The sequence below is a fragment of the Streptomyces sp. NPDC058632 genome (assembly GCF_042717095.1).
In the GTDB taxonomy this organism is placed as follows: domain Bacteria; phylum Actinomycetota; class Actinomycetes; order Streptomycetales; family Streptomycetaceae; genus Streptomyces.
This window is the reverse complement of sequence record NZ_JBHXQZ010000139.1, coordinates 1-15,145: the sequence shown is the minus strand read 5'-3', so window position 1 is coordinate 15,145 and position 15,145 is coordinate 1. Positions and strand designations below refer to the sequence as shown.

Annotated in this window: 14 protein-coding genes and 1 pseudogene; 7 read left to right on the top strand and 8 right to left on the bottom strand. The window is 71.4% G+C overall.

The window, feature by feature from the left end; all coding sequences use genetic code 11:
- A partial coding sequence (locus ACFWVE_RS33015; protein WP_384022286.1) for an ATP/GTP-binding protein occupies positions 1-581 on the top strand: 581 nt, incomplete at its 5' end.
- A gap of 147 nt (positions 582-728) precedes the next feature.
- Here the strand turns inward: ACFWVE_RS33015 and ACFWVE_RS33010 are convergent.
- The 4 genes from ACFWVE_RS33010 to ACFWVE_RS32995 form a co-directional block, all read right to left on the bottom strand.
- A complete protein-coding gene (locus ACFWVE_RS33010; protein ID WP_384022283.1) occupies positions 729-1,685 on the bottom strand; it encodes an ABC transporter substrate-binding protein in 957 nt (318 codons plus the stop codon).
- A 104-nt stretch (positions 1,686-1,789) separates the two neighbouring features.
- A complete protein-coding gene (locus ACFWVE_RS33005) occupies positions 1,790-2,455 on the bottom strand; it encodes an ABC transporter permease (protein ID WP_384022280.1) in 666 nt (221 codons plus the stop codon).
- A complete protein-coding gene (locus ACFWVE_RS33000; RefSeq protein ID WP_384022277.1) occupies positions 2,452-3,165 on the bottom strand; it encodes an ABC transporter permease in 714 nt (237 codons plus the stop codon). Before ACFWVE_RS33000 ends, ACFWVE_RS33005 begins: the two co-directional genes overlap by 4 nt.
- A complete protein-coding gene (locus ACFWVE_RS32995; protein ID WP_384022274.1) occupies positions 3,162-4,286 on the bottom strand; it encodes an ABC transporter ATP-binding protein in 1,125 nt (374 codons plus the stop codon). Before ACFWVE_RS32995 ends, ACFWVE_RS33000 begins: the two co-directional genes overlap by 4 nt.
- A 259-nt stretch (positions 4,287-4,545) precedes the next feature.
- Here ACFWVE_RS32995 and ACFWVE_RS32990 point away from each other — a divergent pair.
- Positions 4,546-4,942, top strand: a pseudogene (locus ACFWVE_RS32990) (response regulator); the annotation flags it as partial.
- Positions 4,943-5,163: 221 nt separating this feature from the next.
- Here ACFWVE_RS32990 and msrB read toward each other — a convergent pair.
- From msrB to ACFWVE_RS32970, 4 genes are all read right to left on the bottom strand, one after another.
- Positions 5,164-5,571, bottom strand: a complete 408-nt coding sequence (msrB, locus tag ACFWVE_RS32985) for a peptide-methionine (R)-S-oxide reductase MsrB (protein ID WP_384022270.1) — start codon at positions 5,569-5,571, stop codon at positions 5,164-5,166.
- A gap of 50 nt (positions 5,572-5,621) precedes the next feature.
- Positions 5,622-7,010, bottom strand: a complete 1,389-nt coding sequence (gene murC, locus ACFWVE_RS32980) for a UDP-N-acetylmuramate--L-alanine ligase (protein ID WP_384022267.1) — start codon at positions 7,008-7,010, stop codon at positions 5,622-5,624.
- Positions 7,011-7,072: 62 nt separating this feature from the next.
- Positions 7,073-7,546 carry an indole-3-glycerol phosphate synthase gene (locus ACFWVE_RS32975; RefSeq protein WP_384022264.1) on the bottom strand — a complete coding sequence of 158 codons (474 nt, stop codon included), beginning with the start codon at positions 7,544-7,546 and terminating at the stop codon, positions 7,073-7,075.
- 272 nt (positions 7,547-7,818) lie between these two features.
- On the bottom strand, positions 7,819-8,649 hold the full coding sequence (locus ACFWVE_RS32970; RefSeq protein ID WP_384022261.1) for a pyrimidine reductase family protein: 831 nt from the start codon (positions 8,647-8,649) through the stop codon (positions 7,819-7,821).
- 37 nt (positions 8,650-8,686) lie between these two features.
- On the opposite strand from ACFWVE_RS32970, the gene zapE reads away from it, so the two are divergent.
- The 5 genes from zapE (at position 8,687) to ACFWVE_RS32945 (ending at position 15,107) form a co-directional block, all read left to right on the top strand.
- Positions 8,687-9,787, top strand: coding sequence for a cell division protein ZapE (gene zapE / locus ACFWVE_RS32965; RefSeq protein WP_384022258.1), 1,101 nt, complete (start codon positions 8,687-8,689; stop codon positions 9,785-9,787).
- A gap of 438 nt (positions 9,788-10,225) precedes the next feature.
- Positions 10,226-10,807, top strand: coding sequence for a carbonic anhydrase (locus tag ACFWVE_RS32960; RefSeq protein ID WP_384022255.1), 582 nt, complete (start codon positions 10,226-10,228; stop codon positions 10,805-10,807).
- Positions 10,808-10,815: 8 nt separating this feature from the next.
- Positions 10,816-12,345 (top strand): SulP family inorganic anion transporter, encoded by a 1,530-nt coding sequence (locus ACFWVE_RS32955; RefSeq protein ID WP_384022251.1) that lies wholly within the window; start codon positions 10,816-10,818, stop codon positions 12,343-12,345.
- A gap of 219 nt (positions 12,346-12,564) precedes the next feature.
- Positions 12,565-13,572 carry a slipin family protein gene (locus ACFWVE_RS32950; RefSeq protein WP_384022249.1) on the top strand — a complete coding sequence of 336 codons (1,008 nt, stop codon included), beginning with the start codon at positions 12,565-12,567 and terminating at the stop codon, positions 13,570-13,572.
- Positions 13,573-13,691: 119 nt separating this feature from the next.
- Entirely contained in the window at positions 13,692-15,107 is a 1,416-nt protein-coding gene (locus ACFWVE_RS32945) for an alkaline phosphatase PhoX (protein ID WP_384022245.1), read from the top strand.
- Positions 15,108-15,145 lie beyond the last annotated feature (38 nt).

The following is a 15,145-nucleotide window of genomic DNA, read 5'->3' as shown; positions in this document are numbered from 1 at the left end:
TCACCGCTACGGCGCCCACCGAGCGTCCGGCACCCGACACGGTCAAGATTCTGATCGCCGGGGGCTTCGGCGTGGGCAAGACCACCATGGTCGGCTCGGTCAGCGAGATCGCCCCGCTGCGCACCGAGGAACCGCTGACCATGGCGGGTCTGGGCGTCGACGACCTCGACGGCATCGAGGAGAAACGTGCCACCACCGTGGCGCTGGACTTCGGCCGGATCACCGTCTCCGACGACCTCGTGCTGTACCTGTTCGGTACGCCGGGCCAGCAGCGGTTCTGGTTCATGTGGAACGACCTGTCCCTCGGCGCGCTGGGCGCGGTGGTCCTGGTCGATGTGCGCAGGCCCGACTCCAGTTTCGCGGCGATCGACTTCTTCGAGCGCCGGGGCATCCCGTTCGTCATCGCCGTGAACGGCTTCCACGGGGAGCACCCCTACCCGGTCGAGGACATCCGGGAGTCGCTGGCACTCCCGGAGGGCGTGCCGGTGCTGCTGTGCGACGCGCGGGACCGGACGTCGTCCAGGGACGTGCTGATCGCCCTGCTGGACCGGCTGATCGCCGCCGCCACGCCGGCGGGGTGAGGCGCGAGTGAGGTGCGGTGGGGCGCGCCGGGAACGCGGGTGGGGCGCGGCCCTTCGCGGACCGCGCCCCACCCCCCGGGGGAAGAATCGTCACCCCCGGGGGAATCCTCGGCCGACGGAGCGTCCGGGGACGGCCGCCGTCCCCCGTCAGACCAGTCCGGCCGACTCCAGCCAGGCCTTCGCCACGTCCAGCGGGTCCTTCTTGTCCAGCTGGACCTGGGCGTCGAGGTCGAGCAGGGTCTCGGTGTCCAGCTTCGCGGAGACCTCGTTGAGCGCGTCGACACCCTCCTGGGAGAGGGCGTCCTTGTGGACCAGCGGGGTCACGTTGGCGAAACCGAAGAGGTTCTCCGGGTCTCCCAGGACGACGAACTTCTCCTTCACGATCGTCGGGTCCGTGGTGAAGATGTCCGCCGCCTGCACCTCGTTCTGGGTGAGCGCCGCCTGGGTCAGCGGGCCGCCCGCGTCCAGCGCCTTGAACGACTTGAACTCCAGCCCGTAGACGGACTTCAGGCCCTCCAGGCCCTGGCGCCGGGTCTGGAACTCGGGCGAACCGCCGATCACCAGCTCCGGCGCGATGTCCTTGAGGTCGGCGAGCGTCGACGACTCGGTGAGGCCGTACTTCTTCGCGGTCTCGGCGTTGACGCCGACCGAGTCCTTGTCCTCGGCCGGCGACGGGTCCAGCAGCGTCAGCTTCTTGTCGAGCTCGGCCTTGACGGCGGTGTTGACGGCCTCCGTGGACTCCTGCTCGGCCTCGGGGTCGAGGTAGGCGAGCAGGGAGCCGTTGTACTCGGGCAGAACGGTGATGGAGCCGTTCTTCATCAGACCGTAGGTCGTCTCCCGGCTGCCGATGTTGTGTTTGTAGGTGACCTTGAGGCCCTTGGCCCTGAGTGCCTCGCCGTAGATGTCGGCGAGCAGGGTGCTCTCGGCGAAGTTGTTGGAGCCGACGACGACGGTGCCTGCCTCCGCCTTCTCCTCCTCGAGGGGGTTGTCGGAGGTGTCGCCGGACGAACAGCCCGCGAGCAGGGCCGCCGCGGCGGTGAGCGCGACGGCCGCCGCACCGGTGTGCCTCGTCCTGGACCAGCTGCTCTTCGCGGTATGAGTCATCCACCGATCCAATCCAGCCGCTTCACTCTCCGTCAAGCGCGGCCGGATCACGGTTGGTGCTCGTACGCGTCGGACCGCTCGACGGGCGGCCCCGGTGCCCGCTCCTACCGCCTGCGCACCCCGGGTGACACCACGAAGCGTCCCGCCGCCCAGAACAGCGTGAGCGTGACGAGCGCCAGGGCCGCCACCAGGGTGGCGCCGCCGACCACCTTCTCGTAGTCGCGCTGGTAGAGCCCGTCGATGATGTACCGGCCGAGGCCGCCGAGGCTGACGTACGCGGCGATGGTGGCCGTCGAGACGATCTGGATGGCCGCCGAGCGCAGTCCGCTGAGGATGAGCGGCAGCGCCACCGGCACCTCGACCTGGAAGAGGATCCGCGACTCGGGCATGCCCATGCCGCGGGCGGCGTCCACCGGGGAGGGGTCCACGGTGCGGACGGCCTCGTAGGTGGTCACCAGGATCGGCGGGACGGCCAGGACGACCAGCGGGATCATCACGGGCAGCAGGCCGAAGCCGATCAGCAGGACCACCAGCACCAGCAGGCCGAAACTGGGCAGGGCGCGGGCGGCGTTGGCGATGAAGGCGAGCGCGTTCCCGCCGCGGCCGGTGTGCCCGGTCAGCAGGCCGACGGGCAGGCCGATCGCGGCGGCGACGGCGAGCGCCAGCAGCGAGTACTGGACGTGCTCGAGGAAACGCTGCGGAACGCCGTCGTAGCCCTGCCAGTTGGCGCTGTCGCTGAAGAACGCGTTGGCGAAGTCGAAGATGTTCACAGGGCCTCGACCTCGGCTTCTTCGAACTGTCCCGGGCGCACGGCGGACTTGGCCCCGGAAACGGACTGCGCACCGCGTGGCATCCAGGGCGTGAGCAGAACCCTGAGCAGGACCAGGAGGACGTCGCACAGGATCGCCAGGACGGCCATGGTGAGCACGGCGTTCACCGCGAACTCGGGCCGGTCGTACTTCTGCGCGGCCGCGAGCAGGTTGCCGAGGGCGCCCTGGTTGCCGATCAGGGCGCCGACGCTGACCAGGGAGATGCTGGACGCGGTGGCGACCCGCAGGCCGGCGATGATGGCGGGCGCGGCGATCGGCAACTGCACCTGGGTGTAGCGCCGTACGGGGCCGAAGCCCATGGCGGTGGCGGCGGCCAGGGTCTCGTCCGGGACCGAGCGCACGCCGTCGACGATCGCCGGGATCAGCACCACCAGGCTGTACAGGGCCAGCGGGATCATCACGGTGAGTTCGGTCTGGCCGGTGTAGTCGATCAGGACGACGAAGAACGCCAGGGACGGGATGGCGTACAGCACGGTCGTCAGGCCGAGCACCGGCGGGTACAGCCAGCGGAAGCGGCCGCACAGCTGGGCGATGGGCAGTGCGAGCAGCAGCCCGGCCGCGACCGGGATCAGCGCCTCCCGCAGGTGCAGTCCGATCAGACCGGTCCAGGTGTGCTGGAGGTCGCTGGGGATGTCGAAGAAGCCGTTCATCCGGCGACCTTCTCGTCGCCGGTGCGGTCGTCCTGGTGCGCGGTGCGGATGGCGTCGCCGATGGTCTGCTGGGAGACGACGCCCCGCACCCGGCCGGCGTCGTCCACGGCGACGGCCCAGCCGGTCGGGGAGAGCACGGCGCAGTCGAGCGCGACCCGCAGCGAGTCCACTCCGGGCACGAACGGCCGCCCGTACGGCAGGAGCTGGTCGGTGCGGATGTCCCCGGCGGTCAGCCGGCGCGGCTCGGACCAGCCGAGCGGGCGCCCCTCGTCGTCGGTCACCAGGAGGTGGGCGGCGTCGGCGGCGCCGATCCGTTCGGCGGTGGCGTCCGGCGGGATCACGGTGTCGGTGGCCAGTTCCAGCGCGGCGGTGGTGAGGAAGGAGAGCCGGCGGATGCCCCGGTCGGCGCCGAGGAAGTCCTCGACGAACGCGTCGGCGGGGTCGGACAGCAGCTCGGCGGGCGGCGCGTACTGGGCGAGCCGGCCGCCTTCACGCAGGACGGCGACCATCGTGCCGAGTTTGACCGCCTCGTCGATGTCGTGGGTGACGAAGACGATGGTCTTGCCCAGCTCCTCCTGGATCCGCAGGAGTTCGTCCTGGAGGCCCTTGCGGACCACCGGGTCGACGGCCGAGAACGGCTCGTCCATCAGCAGCACCGGCGGGTCCGCGGCGAGCGCCCGCGCCACCCCGACACGCTGCTGCTGGCCGCCGGAGAGCTGGTACGGGTACCGCTTGGCCATGGCGGTGTCGAGGCCCACCCGCTCCATCAGCTCCGCCGCCCGCTCCCGGGCCCGCTGCTTGCCCCAGCCGAGCATGCGGGGCACGGTGGCGATGTTGTCGACGATGGTGCGGTGCTGGAACAGTCCGGCGTTCTGGATGACGTACCCCATGGACCGGCGCAGGGTGGTGACCGGCCGGCGCTGGATGTCCTCGCCGTCGAGCAGGATCGTTCCCTCGGTGGGTTCGACCATGCGGTTGATCATGCGCAGGGTGGTCGTCTTGCCACAGCCAGACGGTCCGACGAGGACGGTGATGGAACGGTCGGGAATCTCCAGGGAGAGCCGGTCGACCGCCACCGTGCCGTCCGGGTAGCGCTTCGTGACTGATTCGATCCGTATCAAGACGCCGGATGCCCTTCGGGTGGCTGGAAACTTCTGGCCGAGACGGCCGCGCGGTCTGCCGCCGGTCGAGTGTAGACGGCACCTCCGACACCGCCCGGAGAACGCGTTGCCCGTGTCCCCGTGCGCCCCCGTCGGTGGCACGACCGCCCGCCGGACGGGCTGCCCCACGCCGCCACCTGCCCCACGCCCCCCATGGGAAACCCTTCCTGGACCCCGCTGTTCGGAACACCTTGGGAACCGGGTGCCGCAGTATGGGCGGGTGGAGAAAGCACGACTGCTCGTCGTGGACGATGATCCGCCGATAGCCGACCCGGTGGCGACCGTTGCCCGGTACGAGGGCTGGGAGGCCGTCACCGCCCACTCCGGTGAGGAGGCCCTGCGTCGGGCCGCCACGTTCCGGCCGGACATCGTGGTGCTCGATGTGATGCTGCCCGACGTCGACGGCTTCGGCGTGCTGGACCGGCTGCGCGGCTCACGGGCGCTGTTGCCTGTGGTGTTCCTCACCGCGCGTGACGGGGTCGCCGACCGGGTGGCCGGGCTGACCCGGGGCGGGGACGACTACCTGGTCAAGCCGTTCGCCGCGGAGGAACTGATGGCACGGCTGCGGACGGTGTTGCGGCGCACCGCGGACGGCGGCCCGAGGTCCGCGGCCCGGCCGGTGCTGATCGCCGGTTCCGCGACGGTGGCCGGACTGCGCCGGTGCGAAAGTGGCCTGCTGATCCGGCGGCGGCCCGCCCCGCGCGCCCGGCCCGCCGGACAGGCGGTCCTCGCCCTGCTCCTCGGCCATCTGCTGCGCACCGGCCGGCAGGCCCTCGAGGACGTCCGAAGGGCCGCCGGGAGTTCCGGCGGCCCTTCGGTATGCGGCGTTCTACGCGGTTCAGCCCTCGGTGGGCTGCAGCTTCAGCGAGATGCTGTTGATGCAGTACCGCTGGTCCGTGGGCGTCGCATACCCCTCACCCTCGAACACGTGCCCGAGGTGCGAGCCGCAGCGGGAGCAGCGCACCTCGGTGCGCATCATGCCGTGCGACCGGTCCTCGATCAGTTCGACCGCGTCGGAGTCCCGCGGGTCGTAGAAGGAGGGCCAGCCGCAGTGCGACTCGAACTTGGTCCCCGAGGTGAACAGTTCGGCACCGCAGGCGCGGCACGAGTAGACACCCTCGGTCTTGGTGTCGGTGTACTCACCGGTGAAGGCCGGCTCCGTGGCCGCCTGGCGCAGAACGGCGTACTCGGACGGCGACAGCTCCGCGCGCCACTGCTCGTCCGGCTTCTCCACGTCGTACGACATGAGGCTCCAGCCCTTCCACTCCTACGTCGACGTTCTTGGTTCGACGCTGCTTACTCCGACAGACGGTCCAGGATCAGCGGGCCGAGGTCGGTGACGTCGCCCGCTCCCATGGTGAGAACCAGATCACCGGGCTTCGCCATTCCCGCGACGGCCTCCGGGATCTCCGTCCTGTCGTGCACCGGCGTCACGTCCGCGCCCGCCGCCCGCGCCGCGTCGATGATCAGCTCGCTCGTGACACCGGGAATCGGGTCCTCGCGGGCCGGGTAGATGTCGAGGACCACCGAGGAGTCGGCCAGTGCCAGGGCCTGGCCCATCTCCCTGCCCAGCTCCCGGGTGCGGGAGAAGAGGTGCGGCTGGAAGACGACCAGGATGCGCGCGTCGCCCGCGGCGGCGCGCATCGCCTCCAGGTCGGCGGTCATCTCGGTCGGGTGGTGCGCGTAGGAGTCGACGACCTGGACGCCCGCCGCCTCGCCCTTGAGCTGGAGGCGCCGGTTCACCCCGGTGTACGCGGCCAGCGCCGTGGCCAGTTCGGCGGCCGGGATGCCGAGCGCGACGCCCGCGGCGAGCGCGGCCACCGCGTTGTGCGCGTAGTGGCGGCCCGGGACGGACACCGTGAAGGTGAGCGGGGCGCCCTCGAACTCGACGGTCACCTCGCTCTTCAGCCCCTGCGGTACGACCGATGTCACCCGCACGTCGGCGTCCGCCGCCTCGCCGTACGTCACGGTCCGCACCGAGCCGCCCAGCCGACGGGTCAGCTCCCGCGCGCCCTCGTGGTCCGACGAGATCACCAGCGTTCCGCCGGGCAGGATCCGGCCGACGAACGTCTCGAAGGACTCGTGGATCTCCTCCATGGACGCGTAGTTGGCGTGATGGTCCAGCTCCACGTTGAGGATGATCGCGACCTCGGGCGCGTATGTGTGGAAGCTGCGGTCGGACTCGTCCGCCTCGGCGACGAAGATCTCGCCGTCACCGTGCAGCGCGTTGGAACCGGGCACGTCCAGGTCGCCGCCGATGGCGTACGACGGCCGGCGGCCCAGCTCGGTCAGGGAGACGGCCAGCATCGAGGTGGTCGTGGTCTTGCCGTGGGTGCCGGCCACCGCGATCGGGCGCAGGCCCTCCATGAGGGCGGCCAGCGCGTCGGAGCGGTGGACCACGGGCACACCCAGCTCGGCCGCGCGGACCAGCTCCGGGTTGTCCTCGCGGATCGCCGACGACACGACCACGCAGCTCGCGTCGTCGGCCAGGTGCCCGGCGGCGTGCCCGATGTGCACGGTGACACCCAGCGCGCGCAGCGCCTCGGCGGTGGCGGACTCCTTGGCGTCGCTGCCGGCCACCTCGGCGCCGCGCTGCGCGAGGATCTTCGCGATGCCCGACATCCCGGCGCCGCCGATGCCGATGAAGTGCGGTCGGTCCATGGCGGTAGGAAGGCCGGGTGCCATGCGTGTTTCTCCCCAGTGGTGACGAGTGTCTTCGCGCCCTCGTGGGAAGGCGCCGCCCCAGCCTATGCCTTGCTGTGCGAGAACAGTTTCAGCACCGGTACCCCCACCTTGTGCCGGGCCCGGGAGGCCCAGTCGCGGTGGAAGAACTCCTCCACGTAGTGCGGGTCGGTGAGCACGATCACCTCGTCCGCCCCGGTCTCCTGGACCATCGTTCTCAACGCGTCCAGGGGGTGGTCCTCGATCAGCCGGCCGCCGGCCTCGTGACCGGCGGCTCGCAGGGCCTGCAGGGACACCTCCAGGGCCCGCTCCCCCATGGTCTTGGCCTCCTCGCCCTCGGGGGTCTCCCCCTCGCGGACGGCGTCGTCGAGTTCGCCGAGGGCCACGTCGTCGATGGCCCGAAGCAGCCGGTCCGCCTGCTCCCCGCGCGGCTGGAGCAGCACCTGGAAGGTGACCGCCTCGTCGCCGTGCAAGGTGGTGACGAACTCCACGTCGGCGGACGTCAGGGCCTTCTCGATCATCAGTACGCTGGTGAACACCAGGCGCCCCTTCTCCTCGGAGGGCTGCGGGCCCTCTCTCCCCGTGGGCCGAGCCAGGCCCTGCGGAAACCATCCTGCCCCGCGTTCGCACGGGCACTGCCGGATTCAGTCTGCCCGCCGCGACACCAAGCGGAACAGAACATTCCGCCGATTACCGGACCAGCGGCAACCATAGAACCCGTTTCCGGACGTTTCCGGCCGCCCGCCTCGGTCCTTCCGGCCGTGCCGGGCCACGCACGGTCCTGATCCGGCCATGTCCGGCCGCATCCGGATCAGGACCGCGCGTACCGCGTGAACAGGAAACCGTCCTCCTCCAACATCGCCTTCAGCGTGAAACGCCGCGGAAGTGTCACAGAGGGCCCACCGGCAATGCGCTGAGCGTCACCCGCGACGAGCATCGGGGCGACGGTCAGACAGAGTTCGTCCAGCACGCCGGCCGCCACCAGCTGCCCCAGCAGCCGCGGACCGCCCTCGGTCAGCAGCCGGGTGCACCCCAGCTCCGCGAGCTCCCGGACCGCCCGCGCCGGGTCCACGCCGGCACCCTCCCCGGCGGTCACGACCCGGGCCCCGGCCGACTCGGCGGCGGCGACCCGGTCCGGGGGCGCGGCGGTGCCGGTGAGGATCAGGGTGGGCACCAGCGGGGAGGTGAACAGCGGCAGGGAGAAGTCCAGGTCCAGGCTCGCGGACACGACCGCGATCGCCGCCGCCGGTCCCTGCCCGGCGGCCTCCCGCGCCGCCGCGAACCCGGCACGCGCGCGTGCCGGACGGTAGCCCTCCTGACGAACCGTTTCCGCACCGACGAGCACGACATCCGCGAGGGCCCGCAGCGTGCCGAAGACACGCATGTCGGCCGGGCTGGAGATGGGTTGCGAGCGGCCCTCGTGCTGGGCTGCGCCGTCGAGCGTCGACACCATGTTGGCCCGCAGCCACGGCTGCCGGCGCCCACCGGGCTCCGGCTCCGGGTAGGCGTACGCGGCTGCCAGTTCGGCCGGGCTCCACTCCCGGCCGCCACCCTCCCGCGCGGCTCCCGGGCCGTCGCCGGACGTACCGGCACTCGCCGTGGGAGCTGCTGTTTCGTCGGTCACAGGGAACAGGCGTCGCATGAACCGCAGTGTTCCACGCCCCGTAGTATGAGTAAGCGTGTCCTCCTCCCCCGCATCCCGGCCCGGTGTCACAGCCGAAGCGGCCCCGCTGTCCCTGTGCGCCCGTGAGCCGCATGTCCCCGCGGACCGGCTCGTCGCCGAGATGGTGCCGCCGCCGCGGTTCGACGCGGTCCGCTTCGACACGTACATACCGGACCCGAACCAGCCCAGCCAGACCGAGGCCGTGCGCGTCCTCGAGGGCTTCGCGGCGGGTCTCGGCGAAGCCCCCGCCGGCGGTTCCGGCAGGCGCAGGCTGTTCGGCTTCGGGAAGGCGGCGAAGCCCGCCCCGGCAGGCCCCCGCGGCGTCTACCTCGACGGCGGGTACGGCGTCGGCAAGACCCACCTGCTGGCCTCCCTCTGGCACGCCACCCCGGCCGAGCCCGCGCTGAAGGCGTTCGGCACCTTCGTGGAGCTGACCAACCTGGTCGGCGCCCTCGGCTTCCAGCAGACGGTGAAGACCCTCTCCGGCCACCGGCTCCTGTGCATCGACGAGTTCGAGCTGGACGACCCCGGCGACACCGTGCTCGTCTCCACCCTGCTCGGCAGGCTGGTCGAGGCGGGCGTCGCGCTCGCCGCCACCTCCAACACGCTGCCGGGCAGACTCGGCGAGGGCCGGTTCGCCTCGGCCGACTTCCTGCGTGAGATCCAGGGCCTGTCGGCCCACTTCCGCGCCCTGCGCATCGACGGCGAGGACTACCGCCACCGCGGCCTGCCGAAGGCACCGCCGCCGTACACCGACGAACTGGTGACCAAGACGGCGTACGCCACCGAGGGCGCCTCGCTGGACGGCTTCGCGGACCTGCTGGACCACCTCGCGAAGGTGCACCCCAGCCGGTACGGCGCCCTGACCGACTCGCTCGCCGCCGTGTGCCTGACCGGCGTGCGGCCGGTGCCGGACCAGTCGACGGCGCTGCGTCTCGTCGTCCTCGCCGACCGGCTCTACGACCGCGAGGTGCCCGTGCTCGCCTCGGGGCTGCCGTTCGACGAGCTGTTCAGCGAGGAGATGCTGAAGGGCGGCTACCGCAAGAAGTACTTCCGGGCCATCTCCCGCCTCACCGCCCTGGCCCGGGACGCCGGCCGGCTCACCGGAACCCGGTGACCCGGTGACCCGGCGACCCGGTGACCCGGTGACCCGGTGACCCGCAGAGCCTGACACCCGGTCACCCCTCCGGGCGGGGGCCGTTTCAGGCCATCCCACCTCTTTTTTTCAGGCACCTTCCCGCGCGGAACGTCGATTCGACCCTGCAAAGACCTTTGCAGGGTTAACGTGTTTCTTGACCAATCATTGACCGATCGTTGGCATACCCAAGAGGCGCGAACCGCCTCGAGGAACACATGCCCCGAGGTCCGGCGATCGCGGCCACACCCTCGGCCCCCACCGTCTCTTTACCCGGGCTTCACCCCAGCGTCCCCGGAATCCTTCACAAACGCATATACGGCCTGTGAATCAAAGGCCAAGGATTCTCCCGAAAACGCGTTCCCCCACCTGTCATGCCCGTCCGACGCGCCCCCACTGCGCGCCAGGAGGAATCACCACATGCAGCCCCTCATCGACAACGCCCGCACATTCGGTCAGCGCCCTGAGGAGTTCGCCCGCCTCGCCGAGGGCCAGTCCCCCGACGTCCTGTTCATCACCTGTTCCGACTCCCGGGTCGTACCGGCCCTGATCACGGGCGCCCGGCCCGGCGAGCTCTTCGAGCTGCGCACCGCGGGCAACATCGTCCCGCCGTACGCCTCCGGGCACCCCACCGCCGAGGCCGCCACCGTCGAGTACGCCGTGCAGGTCCTGGGTGTGAAGGACATCGTGGTCTGCGGCCACTCCCACTGCGGGGCCATCGGCGCGCTGGTGCGCGGCGACGACCTGGGCGCCGTACCGGCCGTGCGCGACTGGCTGGCGCACGCCGCCGACGAACCCACGGTCTCCGACGCGACGGACCCGGCCTGCGCCGACGCCGTGCAGCACCACGTCCTGGCGCAGCTGCTGCGGCTGCGCTCCTACCCGTGCGTCGAGCAGCGGCTGGCGTCCGGGCGGCTGAGGCTGCACGGCTGGTACTACGAGGTGCACACCGGCGCGGTGCGCGAACACCGCGCCGCGACCGACGCGTTCGAGGCCCTGTGAGCACGGCCGTGTCCAGGTTCCCTCATCTGCGGCAGGACTTCACCGCCTCGCTCGTCGTGTTCCTCGTCGCCCTTCCGCTGTGCGTGGGCGTCGCCGTCGCCTCCGGTGTCCCGGCCGAACTGGGACTGATCACCGGCATCGTGGGCGGTCTGGTCACCGGTCTGCTGCCGGGCAGCAGCCTCCAGGTGTCCGGGCCGGCCGCCGGGCTGACCGTGCTGGTCTTCGAGGCGGTCGACTCCTACGGGCTGCCCGCGCTCGGTGTGATCGTGCTGGCCGCCGGGATGCTCCAGCTGGTCATGGGCGCCCTGCGGCTCGGACGCTGGTTCCGCGCCATATCGGTCTCGGTCGTCGAGGGCATGCTGGCCGGTATCGGCCTGGTGCTCATCGCGGGCCAGTTGTACGCGGCGGCCGGGCTGGAGGCGCCCGCCGCCGGTGTCGACAAGATCCTCGGGCTGCCCGGCGCCGTCGTGGACGCGCTGGGCAGCCCGGAGGCACTCGCCTCGCTCGCCGTAGGCGCGGGCACCGTCGCCCTGATGGTGCTGTGGCGGCGGATGCCGGGACCGGCCGGGGCCGTGCCCGGCGCGCTCGCGGCGGTCCTGCTGGCGATTGCGGTCACCCTCGCGTTCGGGCTGCCCGTCGCGACGGTCGAAGTGCAGGGTCTGCTCGGCGCCGTCCAGCCGCCCGGCGCCGACGCCTTCGGCGAACTGGCGAGCGTCGGCCTCATCGGCACGATCGTCGCTTTCACCCTGATCGCCTCCGCCGAGAGCCTGTTCAGCGCCGCGGCGGTGGACCGGCTGCACGACGGTCCGCGCACCCGGTACGACAAGGAGCTCATGGCGCAGGGCGCGGGCAACACGGTGTGTGGGGTCCTCGGCGCGCTGCCCATGACCGCGGTCATCGTGCGCAGCTCGGCCAATGTCCGGGCGGGCGCCCGGACCAAGGCGTCCCGGGTGATGCACGGCGTGTGGCTGCTGCTGTTCGCCACGCTGCTGCCGTCCGCGCTGGCGCTGATCCCGCTGCCCGCGCTGGCCGGGATCCTGGTCCACGCGGGCTGGAAGCTGATCCCGTTCCGTCAGGTCGTCGCGCTGTGGCGGGGGCAACGGGGAGAAGCGCTGATCCTGGCCGTCACCGCCGTGTCGATCGTCGTGGTGAACATGTTCGAGGGCGTGCTGATCGGTCTGGCGCTGTCGGTCGTCAAGACCGCCTGGGAGGCCTCGCACGCGAAGCTGGAGGTCGTGGACAAGGGGGCGGGGCCGATCCAGGTGTATCTGTCGGGCAACGCGACCTTCCTGCGGCTGCCACGGATTCTCGACACCCTGGAGTCGCTGCCCGAGGACCGTCCGGTCGAGCTGGACCTGACCGGCCTCCAGCACCTGGACCACGCCTGCCGTACGGCACTGGGGAACTGGACGGAGCGGCACAGCGCGGCCGGCACGGTGCCCGTGAGGACAACGGGGGGTCCGAAGACGAAATCGACGGACGACGACACACGGGTCACCGCGGTTCAGGCTCCGTCCGGCGGATCAGGTCCCAGGTGACCGGCCGCGTCTTTCCAGCCGGATGAGCGGGGTCCGGTGCGTGCGGCCTCAGGGCGAGGGCGTACCGGACCCCGCGTCTTCGGCATGATCAGCCGGACACGCCCTTGTGCGCCGATGGCGTCAGGTCCGGGGCCAAGGCATGGCCCCGGGCCGGGTCCGAGCATATCCTTGCAGAAGCGGATGAAAATGTACGCGGCGGACCTCTGACGGGAGGTCGTCATGTTGGAGGAGCTGCTCACCGCGGCCGTCGCCACCGGTGCCGCGGGCGTCGCCTATCTCGCCGCGGCGGCGAGGGTCGTCAAGCAGTACGAGCGGGGCGTGGTCTTCCGCCTCGGCCGGCTGCACGGTGAGGCGCGTCGGCCGGGGTTCACCATGATCGTCCCCTTCGTGGACCGGCTGCACAAGGTGAATCTGCAGATCGTCACGATGCCGGTGCCCGCGCAGGAGGGCATCACCCGGGACAACGTGACCGTGCGGGTCGACGCGGTCGTCTACTTCAAGGTCGTGAACGCCTCCGCGGCGCTCGTGAACGTGGAGGACTACCGGTTCGCGGTGTCCCAGATGGCGCAGACGTCGCTGCGTTCGATCATCGGCAAGAGCGACCTCGACGACCTGCTGTCCAACCGGGAGAAGCTGAACCAGGGCCTGGAGCTGATGATCGACAGCCCCGCGGTCGGCTGGGGTGTGCAGATCGACCGGGTCGAGATCAAGGACGTCTCGCTGCCCGACACCATGAAGCGGTCCATGGCCCGCCAGGCGGAGGCCGACCGTGAGCGGCGGGCCCGGGTCATCAACGCCGACGCCGAACTCCAGGCGTCCAGGAAGCTCGCCGAAGCGGCCCAGCAGATGGCGGACACGCCCTCCGCGCTGCAACTGCGGCTGCTCCAGACCATCGTGGCGGTGTCCGCCGAGAAGAACTCGACTCTCGTGCTGCCCTTCCCGGTGGAGCTGCTGCGCTTCCTGGAACGGGCAGCCCAGAATCCGGTGCGACAGGAACGCGCCCTCGAGGAACCCGGACCGCCGGCCGGCCGGCGGGGGAACGGCGGCGGAGAGGGAGTGACAGAGGAGGAGAGGGGCAGGGACGAAGGCGCGGGCAGGGGCCTGGCCCCGGACACCGATCGCCCGGCCCAGGACTTCGGGCGCCTGGCCCCGGACACAGGCCCCAAAGCCGCTCCGGCCCCAGTACCCACGTCGGCCCCGGCCCCGCCGCCGACCCCGGACCCCTGACACTCGAGCACCCCCGGACCGACGCGTGACACGTGCTCCGCGCGTGGTTCCCGTGACTCACGGCAGGTGGTAGACACGGCGGGACCACAGTTCCTGTCCGCCAACAGGAAGGTTCCCCCATGTCAGAAACAGGCACGCCGGAAACAGGGTCCGACACCGGATTCCCGCCCTCGACCCGACGTCAGCTGCTCGCCCGTTCCGGCGCTCTGGGCATCGGCGTCGCGTTCTCCGGCGCCCTCTCCGAGCTGTTCACCCCCGCTGCCGCCGCCGCGCAGCACCTGGGCCACCACGACTACGGCCCCCTCGTCCCCGACCCCGACGGGCTGCTCGACCTGCCGAAAGGTTTCCGCTACCGGGTGCTGTCCCGCGAGGGCGACCCTTTGCGCTCCGGCGAGGGCCCGGTCCCCTCCAACCACGACGGCATGGCCGCCTTCGCGGGCGGGCACGGCCGGATCCACCTGGTCCGCAACCACGAGAACCGCGCCGACGGCAGAATCCCGGTCCCGGTGATCGAGGGCCTGACCTACGACCCGGAGGGCAAGGGCGGCTGTACGTCGCTGGCCCTGGACTCCCGCGGCCGGGTGCTCTCGGAGCGGGTCGCGATCGCCGGTACGGCCGTCAACTGCGCGGGCGGGCCGACGCCCTGGGGCACCTGGCTGACCTGCGAGGAGACCGAGGACAAGGCGGGCACCAACGGCTACGCCGAGGATCACGGCTACATCTTCGAGGTCGACGGCGCCGACCCGCGCCGCACCGGCGCCGTACCGCTGACCGCGATGGGCCGCTTCCAGCACGAGGCGATCGCGGTCGACCCGAAACGGGGCGTCGTCTACGAGACGGAGGACGCCTTCGAACGGCCTTTCGGTCTCTTCTACCGGTTCCTGCCCGACAAGCCGCTGGGCGGCACCGGCTCGCTGCGCGCGGGCGGCCGGCTCCAGGCGATGCGGGTGCCGGGCGTGCCGGACCTGTCCTCGGTCCAGGAGACGGGCGCCCGGTTCGACGGCGTCGAGTGGGTGGACGTACCGGATCCGTCGGCCACCGAAACGCCCATCCGTCTCCAGGACTTCGGCACCGGCGGCGTCACGCACGCACAGAAGCTGGAGGGCTGTTACTGGGGCGGGCGGTCGGTGTACTTCGTGTCGTCCTTCGCCCGCAGCGCGGAAGGATCGGCCGGCGACCACTACGGGCAGATCTGGCGCCACGACCCGGACCGGCACCGCCTGACGCTGGTGATCGTCTTCGGGCCGGACACCGGCGTACAGCTCCCCGGCGAGTCACCGGACAACATCTGCCTCGCCCCCGGCGGCGGCCTGATGGTCTGCGAGGACGGCGGCGGCGCGCAGCACGTCTACGGCGTCACCCGGCGCGGCGAGGTGTACGCGCTGGCCCGCAACCGCCAGAACAGGGGCACTCCCGAGGACCCCGACTTCGGCGAATTCGCCGGGGTCGCGTTCTCCCCGGACGGCCGGACGATGTACGTCAACTGCTACGACCCCGGGACGACGTTCGCGGTCACGGGCCCCTGGCGGCGGTGACGGCACGGGGCCGGCCGGGGGCAGCCTGCCCCCGGCCG

Coding starts and splice junctions, on each gene's coding strand:
- ACFWVE_RS33010 (WP_384022283.1), bottom strand. CDS start 1,685: ATGACTCATACCGCGAAGAGCAGCTGGTCCAGGACGAGGCACACCGGT.
- ACFWVE_RS33000 (WP_384022277.1), bottom strand. CDS start 3,165: ATGAACGGCTTCTTCGACATCCCCAGCGACCTCCAGCACACCTGGACC.
- msrB (WP_384022270.1), bottom strand. CDS start 5,571: ATGTCGTACGACGTGGAGAAGCCGGACGAGCAGTGGCGCGCGGAGCTG.
- murC (WP_384022267.1), bottom strand. CDS start 7,010: ATGGCACCCGGCCTTCCTACCGCCATGGACCGACCGCACTTCATCGGC.
- ACFWVE_RS32970 (WP_384022261.1), bottom strand. CDS start 8,649: ATGCGACGCCTGTTCCCTGTGACCGACGAAACAGCAGCTCCCACGGCG.
- ACFWVE_RS32960 (WP_384022255.1), top strand. CDS start 10,226: ATGCAGCCCCTCATCGACAACGCCCGCACATTCGGTCAGCGCCCTGAG.
- ACFWVE_RS32950 (WP_384022249.1), top strand. CDS start 12,565: ATGTTGGAGGAGCTGCTCACCGCGGCCGTCGCCACCGGTGCCGCGGGC.
- ACFWVE_RS32945 (WP_384022245.1), top strand. CDS start 13,692: ATGTCAGAAACAGGCACGCCGGAAACAGGGTCCGACACCGGATTCCCG.